At 46.3% G+C, this 15,920-nt stretch carries 14 protein-coding genes; 12 read left to right on the top strand and 2 right to left on the bottom strand.

The window, feature by feature from the left end:
• The first annotated feature begins 273 nt into the window (after window positions 1-273).
• Genes MJ769_RS07850 through MJ769_RS07835 form a run of 4 tightly spaced genes read left to right on the top strand, consistent with a single transcriptional unit; the run spans window position 274 to window position 5,828 of the window.
• The gene (locus MJ769_RS07850; RefSeq protein WP_239235993.1) at window positions 274-537 is read left to right on the top strand and encodes a type II toxin-antitoxin system MqsA family antitoxin; all 264 of its coding nucleotides are present in this window, start codon (window positions 274-276) and stop codon (window positions 535-537) included.
• Between the two features lie 58 nt (window positions 538-595).
• Window positions 596-1,195 (top strand): class I SAM-dependent methyltransferase, encoded by a 600-nt coding sequence (locus MJ769_RS07845; protein ID WP_239235991.1) that lies wholly within the window; start codon window positions 596-598, stop codon window positions 1,193-1,195.
• Window positions 1,196-1,233: 38 nt separating this feature from the next.
• On the top strand, window positions 1,234-2,652 hold the full coding sequence (locus MJ769_RS07840) for a CDP-glycerol glycerophosphotransferase family protein (protein ID WP_239235989.1): 1,419 nt from the start codon (window positions 1,234-1,236) through the stop codon (window positions 2,650-2,652).
• Complete coding sequence (locus MJ769_RS07835) at window positions 2,649-5,828, top strand: sulfatase-like hydrolase/transferase (RefSeq protein ID WP_239235987.1); 3,180 nt, start codon at window positions 2,649-2,651, stop codon at window positions 5,826-5,828. The genes MJ769_RS07840 and MJ769_RS07835 overlap by 4 nt, the downstream gene beginning before the upstream one ends.
• A 47-nt stretch (window positions 5,829-5,875) precedes the next feature.
• On the opposite strand, the gene MJ769_RS07830 is transcribed toward MJ769_RS07835, so the two are convergent.
• Complete coding sequence (locus MJ769_RS07830) at window positions 5,876-6,052, bottom strand: hypothetical protein (protein WP_239235985.1); 177 nt, start codon at window positions 6,050-6,052, stop codon at window positions 5,876-5,878.
• A gap of 44 nt (window positions 6,053-6,096) precedes the next feature.
• On the bottom strand, window positions 6,097-6,282 hold the full coding sequence (locus MJ769_RS07825) for a hypothetical protein (RefSeq protein WP_239235977.1): 186 nt from the start codon (window positions 6,280-6,282) through the stop codon (window positions 6,097-6,099).
• A 229-nt stretch (window positions 6,283-6,511) separates the two neighbouring features.
• Between MJ769_RS07825 and MJ769_RS07820 the strand changes: the two genes are divergently transcribed.
• From MJ769_RS07820 to MJ769_RS07785, 8 genes are all read left to right on the top strand, one after another.
• Complete coding sequence (locus tag MJ769_RS07820; protein WP_239235975.1) at window positions 6,512-7,765, top strand: ABC transporter ATP-binding protein; 1,254 nt, start codon at window positions 6,512-6,514, stop codon at window positions 7,763-7,765.
• Between the two features lie 16 nt (window positions 7,766-7,781).
• Window positions 7,782-8,720 (top strand): WxcM-like domain-containing protein, encoded by a 939-nt coding sequence (locus MJ769_RS07815; protein WP_239235973.1) that lies wholly within the window; start codon window positions 7,782-7,784, stop codon window positions 8,718-8,720.
• Window positions 8,713-9,825, top strand: coding sequence for a DegT/DnrJ/EryC1/StrS family aminotransferase (locus tag MJ769_RS07810; protein WP_239235971.1), 1,113 nt, complete (start codon window positions 8,713-8,715; stop codon window positions 9,823-9,825). Before MJ769_RS07815 ends, MJ769_RS07810 begins: the two co-directional genes overlap by 8 nt.
• A 3-nt stretch (window positions 9,826-9,828) precedes the next feature.
• On the top strand, window positions 9,829-10,938 hold the full coding sequence (locus tag MJ769_RS07805) for a glycosyltransferase family 2 protein (protein ID WP_239235969.1): 1,110 nt from the start codon (window positions 9,829-9,831) through the stop codon (window positions 10,936-10,938).
• A 106-nt stretch (window positions 10,939-11,044) separates the two neighbouring features.
• Window positions 11,045-12,079, top strand: coding sequence for a glycosyltransferase family 2 protein (locus MJ769_RS07800; RefSeq protein ID WP_239235962.1), 1,035 nt, complete (start codon window positions 11,045-11,047; stop codon window positions 12,077-12,079).
• Between the two features lie 307 nt (window positions 12,080-12,386).
• The gene (locus MJ769_RS07795) at window positions 12,387-13,505 is read left to right on the top strand and encodes a glycosyltransferase WbsX family protein (protein ID WP_239235961.1); all 1,119 of its coding nucleotides are present in this window, start codon (window positions 12,387-12,389) and stop codon (window positions 13,503-13,505) included.
• The gene (locus MJ769_RS07790; protein ID WP_239235959.1) at window positions 13,502-14,710 is read left to right on the top strand and encodes a glycosyltransferase; all 1,209 of its coding nucleotides are present in this window, start codon (window positions 13,502-13,504) and stop codon (window positions 14,708-14,710) included. Before MJ769_RS07795 ends, MJ769_RS07790 begins: the two co-directional genes overlap by 4 nt.
• Window positions 14,711-14,985: 275 nt before the next feature.
• Window positions 14,986-15,891: a glycosyltransferase family 4 protein gene (locus tag MJ769_RS07785; RefSeq protein ID WP_239235957.1), complete on the top strand. Its 906-nt coding sequence runs from the start codon at window positions 14,986-14,988 to the stop codon at window positions 15,889-15,891.
• The last annotated feature ends 29 nt before the right edge of the window (window positions 15,892-15,920 follow it).

The following is a 15,920-nucleotide window of genomic DNA, read 5'->3' as shown; positions in this document are numbered from 1 at the left end:
GCGGTGCCAGGATTGTGGATAAATACAGCGAGGTAGAAAAAATACGTTTAGAGAATAAAGAAAAAGTAGAAATAGAAACAAAAACAGAAGGACAAACCGGGGCAGCGCCGTTCGGCTGCTTGTAAAAGGCGACCATCTTAAACTCGATACATTATTGTCTTGACAGAGGGGTCCACAATATGGTGCAGAAAACGATCGATTCACGTGGTTACCGCTTACGACAGCCAGGAAAGAACGGACGTCGTGATCACCGTTCTAAGAGCTCGATCACTTATGTTGGGAAGATGGATTCAAAAAAAGGAAGCTAATATAAAGTGCGCTATCTGCAATCAAGAAGAAACCGGCGGAGGATTCGCCACCGTCACACTTGAACGTGGGGCAATCCACTCAGGAATCAAGCACGTGCCCACCCAAGTTTGTGCAAACTGCGGGGAAGCATACACTGACGATGTCGTCGTCAGGCGCTTGCTTGAACACACTGAGGAAGCGCTGAAAGCAGGCGTCGAATTGGACGTCAGGCAGTATAAAGCAGCATAATAAAGATTGCCACATAAGCAAGCCGCCCTAAATATAGCTCATATAAAGGATTTTTACTTTGATAGATGACCATGGTTATTGGAATGAATTTTACTTGGCAAATAGAGCTGTACGTGAACCATCTTCTTTTGCTCGTCATGTAGAAGATAGGTACTTCCAACGTGGAACAACCTTATTAGAATTAGGGTGTGGAAATGGACGAGATGCTATTTTCTTTGCCGAAAAAGAGAAGCAGGTATCAGCTCTAGATTTGTCATTAAAGTCAATTCAAAGCTTATCTGCTATGAACGTGAAGAATGCTGAATTTTTTTATCAAGACTTCTCTCAACTATCAGATTTCAAAAATTTTGATTATGTCTATTCTCGATTCACTCTACACTCAATCGATGATGAATCAGAAAATATGGTTTTTCAACAATTGCCAAAAGTTCTCAAGAGTGGCGGGCTGTTTCTTCTAGAAGCGCGTAGTTTAAAAGATGAAAAATTGGCAAAAACCTTTGGCACAGATCACTTTAGAAGATATTTGGATTATGAGGCAACGGTGAACAAAATAGAACGATTGAACTTCAAAGTGTTGGAAAAAATAGAAAGCCAAGGGTTATCACCTTATAAAGAAGAAGATCCTTTTTTAATGCGGATTGTAGCTAAGAAGCTTTAATAGTAATCGTTCCTAATTGTTCTACTGATCGATCCACTATGAAAAATACAAAACCTGTGATGCTGGTTGTATTACTAGCCGCAATGGTTCCTGAAAATGCTTATGCATACATCGACCCTGCATCGGGAAATGCTATCGCCTCTTTTTTCATCGCGCTTTTTGGCTCCGCCATATTTTTTCTAAAGACACTATTTTATAAGATTTTTTCCAGATCATCTTCTGAAACCAAGCTTGGTAATGGGAATAAGGGTGAGCAGCCTATGGCGGTACTCTTCAGTGAGGGTAAAACCTACTGGACAACATTTAGACCTATTGTTGAAGAGCTTATCAATCAAAAGATACATTTCCGCTATATCACATTAGATGTACACGACCCAGGGCTTGAGATTGATAGCGTATTCATGCATTCCAAACGAGTTCAAAAAAGTCGCCTTGGGTTTGCCAAGATAGCTAATATTGAATCTCCCGTCATGTTGAGCACTACACCTAACATAGGATCAGTAGGGTATCCAATGAATCGCCCAGCTAGAGTTAAAAACCTGGTTCATGTGTTTCATGCGATGGTTGATCTTTCTTGCTATCGTAAAGGGAGTCTGGATTTTTATGACACTGTTTTGATGACTGGAGCGCATGAAGAGCACTACATTCGGCTAGTTGAAAAAGCCAGGAAACTAAAGAATAAGTCGTTGATTGTGGTGGGGCTACCTTGCCTCGATGACTTAAACCGCCAGAAAAAGGAAGCTGAGCTATCAATAGATTCAAAAAAATTGACTGAGAAAACAGTACTTGTTGCACCTTCATGGGGAGCAAAGGGGTGTTTTTCAGAGTATGGAACGGATTTTGTTAAAACCCTAGCGGCGGCGAACTATCGAGTCATTATCCGACTGCATCCACATTCCTATATTTTTGAACCAGACTCTGTTGAAAGCTGGTTCGCTCAAACAAAAGATTTAAAGAATGTAATTTGGGACAGCAATCCCTTTGGAACACACGTCATGTCTCAAGCAGATATCCTTATCTCCGATGCCTCATCTATTCGCTTTGATTTTGCCTTTTTATACCAAAGACCTGTCATCACTTTGCCTATATCACAGCAGAGCCGCAGCATTTTTGAAAGTGATTACATGCCAGAAACCTGGGCAGACACCATGTCTGAGAAGATTGGAGTAACAGTCAATTCAGATAGGCTTCATATTATTGACCAAGTTGTTGAAGAGACAATCAGCCACTTTACCTCAGAAAAACTGGAGGAATTGAGAGACACGTCGGTTGCAAATTTCGGTAACTCAGCCTTTGCTATAGTAGCGCACTTGAATCAGCAAGTTGAATTGCTATCTATGACTGCCGGTGAGCGGTCGTTGAAACAGCAGGTGGATACGCTGAAAAATGAGATGGCCGACCTTCGTAAACGATTGAACCAGCCTGAGATTGCCGAGTTCAAGGACTTTTCTGAATGATATACCAATATGCACTGGCTCCGATCGAAGCCATTCTGGAATCTGTTTTTGTTATTTTGATCGGCGTTAGTAATTCTTATTTTTTGTCCCTTGTATTATTAGCGATTTTGGTTCGGCTTGTAACAAAACCACTGGAAAAGTATGCCAGCCGTGCCGTCACTACTCAAGCTGAAATAGAGTCTGTTTTAGCACCGCAAATTAATGCGATCAAACACATATATATCGGAGTACAGCGTCATGAGGCCATGAAACGCCTCTATGCAAGATACGCATATTCCCCTGTTTACGCTATTCGTTCTCTCGCAGGTCTTGGGGTTCAGCTGCCTTTCTTCATTGCCGCTTACTTTATGCTCTCAGGTTACTCGCAGTTGAACGGAATCGTGATTCCTGTTCTGGGTGATTTGGGAAAACCGGACACACTCTTATTCGGCAAGGCTCACCTGATGCCATTTGTAATGACTCTGGTGAATGTTCTGGCATTGGTCACAGCACCAGGGTTTAGTCGTAAAAGCCTAATTCAGGGCTTAGTGATATCACTGATGTTTCTTGCTTTACTGTATGCGTCTCCGCTTGCATTACTCATCTATTGGACAACAAGCAATCTGTTCTCATTAATATCAAACCTTGTTCCCGCCATAAGCGGAAAACTAAATTTAAGAAAACCAAAGGGGCAATTTAAAAACACCTTTGTGGGTCGTAGCTTTGAGGAGTACGCCTACCTGTTTTTCGTAACCAATTTGGCTATTTTAGTCCCTCTTTTAGGGGTGCTGGGTGATCAATTTAATTTCTTTACAGCCCACAGCTTATCAAGCAAATCTATTATTACGCTATTGTTGACTATTAGCCTTGCACCACCGCTGATTTTAACTATTCTACGCTGGGCGAGCAAACGAGTGGGAATGGTAAAAGTATTTGATGGCGCTGTCCTATTCGCATTTTTGGGACTATTTCTATTTTACTCTTTGAACAAGGCTGGCTATGGGTTTTTTCCAGCCAAGTACGAACCTTATATTCTATTTTTCCTAACTCTCGTAATCACAACTGCCGCCGTTCTGATCATTATCAAAAATCAATTAATGAGAACCCTGTCGTACCTATCATTGATAATTTTCCTGGTATTTTTAAACTTTATTTTTGTTTCTCCCGCATCCACCTTATTCAAGCATTCTGAGAATATCTCGTCTTCCAAAATTGCAGGAATGAATGACACGCCGGTATTCCTGTTGATTTTTGATGAGTTTAGCGGTTTGACTCTCCAGAATGTGAAAGGGAAATTGGATACATCTAGATATCCCGGCTTTGCAGAACTGGCTGCGCAGGCAGATTATTTCCCCAATGCATTAACAGCTCACTACGCCACAGATATTTCTGTCCCGAGTATTGCTTCTGGAAATTTGCGTGTTCAAGATAAAAAAGGGCTTGGGCTTGCGCCGGGAAAAAATTTGATCGAACTATTCCAATCCACCGGTTCTGTCTATGCGCAAAGTACTGTATTACCGGCAGACTTAATGTCCAAACAAAATACAAACCCAAGTTTATTTATCTCTGATTTTATAACCTTGTATGTACACATTATCAGTCATCAAGATTGGATTGAAGAGAAAATTGGAGCTATACCGCAAACATGGAAAGGTTTTGGTATTTTTTTTAAAAAAGAAGAACATCAATTGGACAAGAAAATCCTGAATCCGCATGTCCAACAATTTGTTGATTGGCTAGAAGAGGTAAATAACTCTGAAGTAAGTAACCAGTTTAATTTTGTGCACAGCCAATTTCCGCATGTCGATGTCAATGCCCATACTACAGTACTGGGTCGACAACTCAAAAATGAGGTGTCAATGCTTCAGGAGTTGCTGAAACCCCGCAGCGAGAATTTCAATGCAGACCAGTCTCCTTTGAATGTTGCATATCATAATTACATGCAGCAGTCTGCATATACTGATCGCTTGTTACAAGATTTTATTCGGATACTCAAAAAAAAGAATTTGTATGACAAGAGCTTGATTGTTATAACCTCAGACCACGGTGTTTCTTATAACAAAAAGGGCTTCAACAGAAGGTACCTGATTAATGAAGATTCCTGGAAAAATATTATATCCGTACCACTATTTATAAAATATCCATATCAAAAGGAAGGAAATGTCAACTCGTCATTTGTTACCACTTTAGATATTTCAACTACCATCATAAATGTAATTGGATTAGATAGCCCGTGGGAGTCTGTTGGGCAGAATTTAAAAGGAATTAAAAATAATTCACAAACTCGGTCAGTCGAATTAATTCCAGGATATGAAGAATATTTCCATAATATAAAGTCGTTGTTTCAGAGCGTGCGAATTAGAAAAAAACACCTATTCGGTGAGGAAAGCCCTGTTCATACCATTGCTGTAAATTTTACTGAAGACCCGACCTATGCTACTTTACCAAGGATCAATATAGCAGATTTAATAGTAGGGCCCCCAAGTGATCTTCATTATTCTTTTTCTGAAAAATCATTGATAACAAAAGAAATTTCATATTTTGGGACAATCTATCAGGAGAGTCGACCCGTAAATAATAAAGTAATTGCTATTGTTGTAGGCGGTGCAATTCAAGCGGTCACTAAATCCGGTAAGGCTGGCGATCAGGATGGTTTTTTTGCTTTTTCTCTTCCCGAAAAAGAAGCCATGCCAACTAACTTTAATATGTCACTTTATGAAATTGAGGGACAAGAACCATTTAGATTCAGAGAAATCGAAACGACAACCTTGCAGAAAGTACTGAAACATCAATTTTCTGAAAGCAAACAGAGGCTCTCTTACGACTGGAAAAAATCAGTTCTGGAAAATTACGGGTTTGAAGCTTTGCGTATCGATATAAATGGTATCGAGGCATTGTCTAGTGAAAATAAGGATTCTTTTATTGACTTTAAAGGAATTTCACAGAATACAATTGCTGAGCCGATATTGCATATCAGGCTTGAAAGCGACCGAGAGCAACTAATCAGCTTTTATTATCAAACTACGCATAAGCCAAAATTTGACGAGTCTCAAAGGTTAGTTAACCGGCTTATCAAGGGCACGAACTCTATTTATATTAAAATTCCTGAGAAGGATTTTGTTGGTCCTTTCAGAATTAATACAGATAGGAGGGGAGCTAATACAATTATCATTAAAGATATAGAGATTCGCCATTAAGCTGACGATAACATATGGGTAAATTCATTAATTAGAAGATCAAAAGGTCACTTGCGCGAACGGCTTTTATCTTCGCCCAGATTCTGATCGATAATACGGGTGAAACCATCCAGCTTCGGACGCTTCGCTAGAGCAGAGCGCCGATAACCAGGGGGCTTGGAATATTCCAGCTCTTCGCTATCGTACAACGCGATCATCCAACTGATGTGATACCTTACGGCCACTCATACCTTCCCCATGACCGTGCTCATCATCGAAGTCAACCACATCACCAAAGAATACCAGCATCGGCACGATGCAGAGCCTGAAGACCCATGCACTCAGGCGACGACTCACGGGCCAAGCGGTTGAAGAGCGCACCCCGTTCAAGGCCTTTGATGAAGTCACATTCACCGTTGAGCAAGGTGATACGCTTGGCATAATTTGCCGTGATACGCTTGGCATAATTGGCCACAATGGCGCCGTTAAGTGTAAAATGCTCAAGTTATTGGCCAAAACGTCGAAATCAATGCGAGGCACTATTAAGCTTAAGTGACGCCGCATATGGAGATTCCAGTTCAAACTCCGGCCTGCAGCAATACCTGATAAAACTAGCAGGAATCAGCGAGGACGAGCTGTAAAGGCTGCTATCACGGCAACTGATACTGCTAACCACAAATCGCTACTCGTTAACCACTAAAAAAATGCCCATCATCGAAGTCAACCACGTCATCAAAGAATACCAGCTCGGCACAATGCAAAGCCTGAAGAGCCATGCTCTCAACCAATGGCGGCGACTCACCGGCCAACCAAGTGAAGAGCGTGCCCCGTTCAAGGCACTGGACGACGTCCACTTCAGCATCGAGCCAGGCGAAGTCGTCGGCATCATCGGCCATAACGGCGCCGGCAAGAGCACTATGCTCAAGCTGCTCGCCAACATTGCAAAACCCTCCAGCGGTAGCATCACCGTAAAAGGCAAAATTGCTCCACTGATCGAGGTCGGCGCAGGCCTAGTGGGTGACCTCACTGGGCGCGAAAACATCTATCTCAATGGTGCGATCCTCGGTATCTCAAAGAGCGAAATCAATAGCAAGTTTGATGAGATTGTCGCCTTTGCCGAACTGGAAGAATTCATCGACACCCCGATCAAGCGCTACTCTTCTGGCATGCAAGTACGGCTGGGGTTTTCCATCGCCACAAGCGTGGAATCGGACATTCTGATCGTGGATGAAGTGCTGGCGGTAGGAGACTTGGCATTTCAGCGAAAATGCTTTGACCGGATGGAGGATTTAATCAAGCGCCAAGGCAAAACCGTTCTGATTGTTTCTCACAACATCAGGCAATTGGAGCGTCTATGCAGTAGAGTCATTATGTTGGATCATGGCCAGATTGTTGCTGATGGTGACCCAACAGAGGTAAGCAATCTTTTCTTCGATTACAGCAACAAAAAAATAAAATCAGATGCTTTAAATAGCCATAGTGGAAAATCTAGAACGTCAGATGAGTTAACCTTTAAGACCATAGAATTCTACGATGAGCATTGCCATTCCGTGGATTCGATTAATTTCTTCTCGCCATTTCGCATACGTGTTCAATTCACAATCAACAAGCCACTCGAACGCATTTGCTTTCTTATAGGTGCGCACACTACTGACTTTGTGTATCTGACCGCTAATAACAATGTTGAGGACCCGCGAAATTTTGAGATTGGCGAACATGCAGTTGAACTACATTTCGAATCCATGACTCTTCTGCCAGGCGTTTACTCAATGCGCGCATGGATAGGTACCCCAGAAGGCCGCGAATCGTTTTATGGGGAAAATCTTTTCTCTTTCCAGGTTTATTCGGATGATCACCTCATCACTCGCCAACAAGAAATGGGGCTTTTTTATATGAAGAGCCGATTTGAGATCGACTCTTCACTGGCGAATGCCACTCCAACAATCGGTCAACACTAACAGCAGGTCAATCGTCATGGAACAGCATTACCAGCACCCTCAAGCAGTAGTTGAGACAAAAACCATTGGAAAAGGAACCCGCGTGTGGGCGTTCGCCCACATCCTCCCGGGCGCAATGATTGGCAGTGAATGCAACATCTGCGACCACGTGTTCATCGAGAACAATGTAACCATAGGCGACCGTGTCACTATCAAATGTGGTGTGCAGCTCTGGGATGGCATCATTCTTGAGGATGATGTCTTTGTCGGGCCTAACGCCACATTCACCAACGACCCTTTTCCACGCAGCCGACAGTATCCCGCCGAATTCCCTAAAACGTATGTTCGCAAGGGAGCTTCCATTGGCGCAAATGCGACCATTTTGCCTGGTTTAAACATTGGACAAAATTCAATGGTCGGGGCTGGCGCGGTAGTCACCCGGAACGTCCCGCCGAATGCAATTGTCATAGGCAATCCTGCACGCATTACGGGCTATGTTGATACACCTTTCCAGCCAAATCCATTAATTGGCAGCGAAGGAGCTGCACCCGATTTAAGAGTAAAATCTGCTCGGCTGATTCGCCTCCCTCTTATTGAAGACCTCCGAGGCAAACTGTCATTTGGCGAGATAGAACAACACCTGCCATTCTCACCGAAGCGCTACTTTCTGGTTTTTGATGTACCTAGCCAGGAAGTTCGCGGTGAGCATGCTCATAAGACCTTACATCAGTTCCTGATCTGTGTAAAAGGATGTGTCTCTGTCGTGTTAGATGATGGGCAATCACGTGACGAAATCAAGCTGGATTCCTCGTGCTTAGGCCTACATATCCCACCCATGGTTTGGGGCATCCAATACAAATACTCATTAGATGCAGTACTCTTGGTTCTTACATCCGATGTATATTGTGCTGACGATTACATCCGCGACTATAACGAATTTCTAAGCTTGCTTGAACAGAAGGTCGAACATGAATAGCGTGCGCTTCCTCGACCTCGGCGCCACTTATCGCGAACTAAAGATGGAAATAGACGCCGCCGTAGCGCGAACACTAGATAGCGGCTGGTATCTGCTGGGAGCTGAGCTACGCGCGTTTGAAGAGGAGTATGCGGACTATATTGGCGTCAAACATTGCATAGGCGTTGGCAATGGGTTAGACGCGCTCCATCTTTCCTTGCTCGCCATGAATATTGGCCCCGGAGATGAAGTTATTGTCCCATCCAATACCTACATTGCAACATGGTTAGCGGTGAGTCAATGCGGCGCGATTCCTGTCCCCGTTGAGCCTGATGAACGCACTTACAATATTGATCCCAATAAAATTGAGAGGGCAATTACACCAAAAACAAAAGCAATTCTTCCGGTTCATCTCTATGGTCAACCCGCCAACATGGACCCCATCCTTGCAATCGCTCAACACAATGGGTTGCGTGTACTGGAAGATGCCGCACAGGCGCATGGCGCCAAATACAAGAACAAAAGAGTTGGGGGCTTCGGAGACGCAGCCGGATGGAGCTTTTATCCTGGTAAAAATCTTGGCGCGTTTGGCGACGCAGGTGCTGTCACCACAAATGACGATCAGATTGCGGATGCAGTGCGTACATTGCGCAATTATGGCTCACGCATTAAATATGTTAATGAGGTAAGAGGGTTCAATAGTCGGCTCGATGAACTGCAGGCGGCAGTGTTACGGGTCAAGCTCCGGCATATCGACGCATGGAACACCCGAAGAACCCATCAAGCCAAACAGTACAGCCAAGCGCTCCAGAGTATGGATTGGCAGCTTCCGTATACCCCGAAATGGGCAGAACCAGTATGGCACTTATATGTCGTGAGATGCCGCAATCGTAACAACGCGCAACAAGCATTGAAAGAGGACGGGGTCGAAACACTGATCCACTATCCGATTCCTCCACACATGCAACAAGCATATGCGGACATGTATCTGCAACCGGACGCATTTCCAGTTGCCAAAAATATGGCGGATGAGGTGTTAAGCCTGCCAATTGGCCCTCACTTTACTGACGAACAGCAGGAAGACACAATAACAGCCATCATGCGGCAATTAGGACAACAGGATTAGATTATGATTGCTGACCCGCTGATCTCCGTTTGCATCGCTTCCTACAACCATGAAAAATATCTTGTAGAGACAATAGAATCCGTGCTTACACAGAGCTATCAAAATCTGGAAGTGATAATTGTGGATGATGCCTCTGCCGACCAAAGCCCTCAAATATTACGGAATTACCAGTCCAATAATTGCGATCGTGTCCGTGTGATGTGCCTTCAAAAAAATATCGGGCCTTCAGGGGCTCTGAACTTGGCTTTCGAAGATGCAAAGGGTCAGTTTATTGCACTTCTAGGTTCAGACGACCGCATGAGGCCAAACCGTTTGAAAAAACAACTTGAATTCATGCAAAACCACTCCGAGATTGGTGCTCTTTTTACCAGGGTGAATTGTATAGACGAGGACGGGCAGCTTGCCGCTGATGCTCATGCTGGTGATGTTTTCGACACCCCCATTACAGATATTCGCTGGCAATTATTGCATCAGAATATTCTCAATGCCCCTTCGGCGATGATCCGAAGGGATGTAATCAATCGCGTGGGATTTTTCAGTCCTGTATTACTTTATGTTCAAGATTACGACTATTGGCTGCGAGTTCTTGATGATTATGAAATTTATGTGCTGCCAGAGCGCCTAACTGATTATCGGATCCATGGCGAAAATTTGAGTATGCAAAAAGATGGGCCAAGATTTGGTAGCTATTACGAGACAGTTATAACTATTTTGCGCGCAATCGAGCGTTGGCCTTTGGAAAAATTGGTCACTTTCAATTTCCCTGTTGGCTCACCGGGCTGTACCATCGAAAAATCCAATGCACAGATTCGTCTTGCGAGTCATTGCCTTGATGTGGATAGGCGATACTTTGGCAAACCTTTCATATGCACCGCAAAGGCATACGTACTCGCGCTTGCGGCACTGGAAATCGCCCCTAAGAATCCAATGGTTGCCACCCTTCTCAATGACGTATATGCAGCCTTAGGAGATGGCCCACGTTCGCTTGGTGAAAAGAGTATCCCGTTACAAAGTTGGCTTGGAATTCACGGCCAGAAGACGAAAATCCGAGGAAAACCAAAACTACTTCAGTTCCTAGATAGACACCTGCTCTGGCGATTTAAGAAACAATGACCATTGTTAAAAGATGAGCATAATAATTACCAATTATTCTAGCCCGATCGACTCTGCAAAGTGCCTTCTCAGCCAGATTTTCCTCTCATCATTTGAGATATAGTGTATGACGCCCCTTATAAGCATATGCATTCCCACATATAACGGCGCCCGATATCTGGAGGCTTGTTTAAACAGCGTGTTGAACCAGACATACAAAGATATTGAGATACTTGTCGTTGATGACGGGTCAACGGATACCACTTTTGAAATCCTTGAGCGTTACGCAGCCAGCGACCAACGAATCCGACTGGTCCGCAACGAGCACAATCTTGGACTGGTAGGTAACTGGAACCATTGCATTGAACTAGCCCAAGGTGAGTGGATCAAGTTCGTATTTCAGGACGATCTGATCTCACAAACTTGTCTAGAACGGCTTATTGCAGAGTCGAAAAAGGGGTGCTCCTTTATTGCTTGTAAACGCGGCTACTTACTTGACGCGGAAACTAGCGAGAATGTACAACAGTTTTATTTTGACAATCAGATTTTGATAGACAGCATTTTCCCTGATTCCAGGTGGATTTCCGCGCAAGAATATTGTCAGTTGGCGGTTAATCGAATCGGTATGAATTTCATAGGTGAGCCTACAAGCGTCATGTTGAAAAAAAATGTTTTTGAGCAGTATGGGTTATTTAACCCTAATTTAATTATGTCCTGCGACTTGGAGTATTGGACACGGGTTGCAATCCATACTGGTTTAATCTATGTATCGGAAAACTTGGCAACCTTTCGAGTGCATAAAGGGGCAACCAGCGCAACAAACCGATCTCATCGCCAATATCGAATGGAAGTATTGGATGCGCTCATCATTCTGCATGACATCGTATATGCGTCGAACTATGCCCCGCTACGAGAGGCTGCCAGTAGCCGCCAACCGCCCGTCGATCTATTGAAAAAGCTCTCTGAGCAAGCGCGTGGTGCAAAATGGTTAGCTGTCGACGCCGCAAATAGGGAGGATAATCCAGACAGCACCCTGATTAAAGAATGGGATCAGGTGGTAATAAAATACCCGCATCTTGCAAAGCTTACAAGTACAACGTCTTCTCACCAAGGTAATAATCTGCTAGATATTTGGCGGGATCGGCTTTCCAGATTTTTTTAACAACATCAAAACGCAAAAAATAACTGATTGCACGCCATGTCCCAGTTTAAATTCATTTCCATTCATTTGCTCCGATACCACCCCATGCCAGTGGACGATGCATGGTGGACGAAGGGTTTTAATGAATGAATTAACGTTGTCAAAGCGGGGCTCCATTTCAATTGTGACTACCAATTACACTTACCATCCAATCTGGGCATTTACGATTTACGCCTGCCCGTGGCACAGAAGACGCAGGCATAATTAATCAGAAATGCTTTCCGTAAGTGATGGCCCGTTGGGGCACTAAACATTAACATTTAAAAAAATGCAAGCTACAGCACAGTCTACCAATAATAACAAAGCGCGCCTCATCGCTTTTTACCTCCCACAGTACCACCCTGTCCCCGAGAACGACCAATGGTGGGGCAAAGGGTTTACCGAGTGGACCAACACGGCAAAAGCAAAGCCGCTATTCGAAGGCCATTACCAGCCACACGTCCCTGCTGACCTTGGGTTCTACGATCTGCGCGTCGCGGAAACGCGCAATGCTCAGGCCGAGATGGCTCGCGAATATGGTATCGAGGCATTCTGCTATTATCATTACTGGTTTGGAGGCAAGCGCTTGCTGGAACGTCCGTTTAACGAGGTTCTTGAATCGGGCGAGCCCGATTTCCCATTCTGCCTGTGTTGGGCAAACCAGACCTGGACCGGTATCTGGCACGGCGCCCCAAACAAGGTACTGATTGAACAAACCTATCCGGGGGAAGACGACCACCGCCGTCACTTTGACTATCTGCTACGCGCGTTTAAAGACAAGCGTTATCTTCGCGTCGACGGTAAGCCGGTATTCATCGTTTATAACCCGGATGAATTGCCCGATTCGAAGCGTGTCACCGATCTGTGGCGAGACATGGCGGCACGCGCGGGGCTACCGGGTTTGTTTTTGATTGCTGAGCACTGGTCGTCGGACTGGAATCCAAAGGATGCGGGGTTTGATGCCCGAATTAGCGTGCGCCTGCCACCACGTCGCCGCACGCTACAGGCCTGGGCATCGTGGAAACATCCGTTGCATAAGCTTCGCTATTGGTATGCCGACTGGCGCAATCTACCCACTATTCATCAGTACAAATACATATCGGAACAGCTGATCCGGGAATCAAAGCCTGGTATCGAAAGCTATCCCTGTGCAATTCCGAATTGGGACAACACGCCACGTAGCGGTTCCAATGGGATGGTTCTTCAGGGTTCGACGCCGGAGCTGTTCAGAAAAATGCTGAGAAAAGCTGTGCAAAACGTGGGTGGCCTGCCAGAAGAGCGCCGCTTCGTATTCGTAAAATCATGGAACGAATGGGCCGAGGGAAACCATTTGGAACCGGATCTTCGTTTCGGTCGCCAGTATCTCGAGGTGGTGCGTGAAGAGTTGTGCGGTGGGGGCGAAAAATGAACGTACTGATCGTGGCTGACACTTATCCTGCACCAGACCGCAATTCAGCGGATTTTCGCTTCACCAAGCTGCTCGGAATGATCGCTGAAGAACATGAGGTTTTCTTTTGTGCTTTGGGTGAAAAACGGCAAATAGAAAAAATGGGGGGCGAGCAAACGGCACGCTACCGCTCAGCGATGATCGAAGCAGGGGTCCAGGTTCTGGATGACGGCATCGGACGGGCGTTGCAATCCCACAATTACGGTGCCGTCCTGTTCGAATGGTACTTTGCCGCCATGGCACTCATCGACGAAGTGCGGATAGCTCAACCGAATGCTCGGGTAATTATCGACAGCGTGGATGTGGTATTCAACCGATTGGAGGCAAAAGCACGGGTCACGGGGGCAGTCGAGGATTCCGCCCGAGCCGCCCAGACCAAGCATGACGAGCTGTCCCTCTACGACAAATCAGACATCGTGATTACTGTCACAGACGCTGACGCTGTCATTCTTCAACATGAAAATTCCCGACTTAGCATCTGCACCATCCCAAATATCCACCCCCTGCAGCAGCCTGTTTCAATTGACGCAACTAGTGACAAATGCCTGCTCTTTATTGGTAGCTATGTGCGACCAGGTGGCGAAACCAATATCGATGCCATGCTTTATTTTTGTGCGGAAATTCTTCCGCTTATTGTCGCAGCCGAGCCATCCGTGAAGCTTCGTATCATTGGTGGGCCACAGACACCTGAGATTGCCGAACTCGTGTCCGATCATGTAGACGTCATGGGTTTCGTCCCTGAAACCAAGCCTTTTCTCGAAACTAGCGCGATTTCCATCGCGCCGCTCCGTTTTGGGGGGGGCATGAAAGGCAAAATCGGCGAGGCAATGTCTTACGGTCTGCCGGTAGTTACGACCACCACTGGTATTGAAGGCTTTGGTCTGACCCCCGGCACACATGCACTGGTGGGCGACACGCCGCGAGAATTCGCCGATGCGGTCATTAAACTGCTGCAGGATCGTACTCTTCTGGATCGGATCCGTATGGCCGGTTACCAGTTCATTCGCGAAAATTACTCGGACGTTGCGCTTAAAAAACGCGTCAATGATTTATTCGACCGGCTAGACGACCATCCAGTAAAACATCTGTCCCTCGCAATACGGATGCAAAGCAAGTTAAAGCAGGCATGGTCCAGGCATATTGCCTGGCGGCTTGGCTCCAACTAGAAGCTTCTTCCATGCGCATCCTCTACGCCAGTGAACGCCCGCCCTACCCTTTGTTTCTCGGGGGAGCTGCGCGCGCGGCGCACATGCTGCTGGTTCGTATGGCGGCAATGTCGAATGTAGCCTGCACAGCGGTCGGCTCACGCGACTACGCAGTCAGTTCGTGGCGTTATCCCGATACTGCCGAATACGCCACCCTCGGTGTGCGCGCGGTCGACGAGGCCAACGCCACGCTCGACTGCGGCTACCCGATCCGGTTACTGCACGATTTTTACCCCATGCTCTCCGCTGAAATCCAACACTTCTGCCCCGATATTGTGTGGGCTCAACTGGAAGGTGCGCTGCCGGTACTGCTAACCGCCAATCGGCTAGGTGTACGCGGCTTGTGCTTTGTACACGACGCCGAGTTCGATCCAGTGGAAATGCGCCAGATCGCCGCGCTGGACTGCCACCTGGTGGCAAGCAGCAGCTTTCTCGCTAACAAGGTTCAGCGTGCCACTGGGCGGCTGGCCGAGGTGGTCTATCCGCCGGCCGAACTGTATTTCGATACACCGGCCGCCCCCGATGGGCTGGTAACAATGATCAACCCGCACCCGGTCAAGGGGCTGGACACGTTTATCGAAGTCGCGCGGCGGCTGCCTGCTGTCAACTTTCTACTGCAGGAATCGTGGAAGCTTGGCAAAGACTCGCTTGACACGCTGCACCAGCGGCTGACCAAACTGCCCAACGTACACTTCGCACATCGGGTGTCCGACATGCGAAGCGTATATTGCCAGACTCGGCTGCTGATCGCGCCCTCGCGCTGGGAGGAAGGTTTTGGCATGGTCGCGCTGGAAGCACAGTCTTGCGGGATTCCGGTGATCGCAAGCCTACGCGGCGGGTTGCCCGAGGCGGTCGGTGACGGGGGACTATTGATCGACGACTATGTAAACGTAGACGCTTGGGTGCATGCAATCGATACGGTGCTGACCGATACTTCTCGTTACCTTGCCTTCGCGGAGCGTGCCCGCCGCCATGCTGCATCCGACATTTTTTCCCCCGATGCGCTGGCACGTCGTTTGTATGCCATCGCAAAAAGCTATCCCGTGCGTCCAAGCTGGCTGGCACAGAGCGTTTTTGCCGTGCAGCGATGCGCGCGCAACTTGCCACTGTTTGGTCGCCTTATCCGTCGCCTGGAAGGCTGACCTAAACTCATTTAATGCTGTTGAGGAAC

The sequence above is a fragment of the Candidatus Nitrotoga sp. BS genome, from assembly GCF_927797785.1.
GTDB lineage: Bacteria > Pseudomonadota > Gammaproteobacteria > Burkholderiales > Gallionellaceae > Nitrotoga.
The sequence above is the reverse complement of the archived record's forward strand: the minus strand, read 5'-3'. Positions and strand labels throughout refer to the sequence as shown.

What these genes read in the sequence shown, in the direction of transcription:
- MJ769_RS07840 (WP_239235989.1), top strand. Translation starts at nt 1,234, where the DNA reads ATGAAAAATACAAAACCTGTGATGCTGGTTGTATTACTAGCCGCAATG.
- MJ769_RS07790 (WP_239235959.1), top strand. Translation starts at nt 13,502, where the DNA reads ATGAACGTACTGATCGTGGCTGACACTTATCCTGCACCAGACCGCAAT.
- MJ769_RS07785 (WP_239235957.1), top strand. Translation starts at nt 14,986, where the DNA reads ATGCTCTCCGCTGAAATCCAACACTTCTGCCCCGATATTGTGTGGGCT.
- MJ769_RS07835 (WP_239235987.1), top strand. Translation starts at nt 2,649, where the DNA reads ATGATATACCAATATGCACTGGCTCCGATCGAAGCCATTCTGGAATCT.
- MJ769_RS07820 (WP_239235975.1), top strand. Translation starts at nt 6,512, where the DNA reads ATGCCCATCATCGAAGTCAACCACGTCATCAAAGAATACCAGCTCGGC.
- MJ769_RS07815 (WP_239235973.1), top strand. Translation starts at nt 7,782, where the DNA reads ATGGAACAGCATTACCAGCACCCTCAAGCAGTAGTTGAGACAAAAACC.
- MJ769_RS07805 (WP_239235969.1), top strand. Translation starts at nt 9,829, where the DNA reads ATGATTGCTGACCCGCTGATCTCCGTTTGCATCGCTTCCTACAACCAT.
- MJ769_RS07810 (WP_239235971.1), top strand. Translation starts at nt 8,713, where the DNA reads ATGAATAGCGTGCGCTTCCTCGACCTCGGCGCCACTTATCGCGAACTA.
- MJ769_RS07795 (WP_239235961.1), top strand. Translation starts at nt 12,387, where the DNA reads ATGCAAGCTACAGCACAGTCTACCAATAATAACAAAGCGCGCCTCATC.
- MJ769_RS07800 (WP_239235962.1), top strand. Translation starts at nt 11,045, where the DNA reads ATGACGCCCCTTATAAGCATATGCATTCCCACATATAACGGCGCCCGA.
- MJ769_RS07850 (WP_239235993.1), top strand. Translation starts at nt 274, where the DNA reads ATGTTGGGAAGATGGATTCAAAAAAAGGAAGCTAATATAAAGTGCGCT.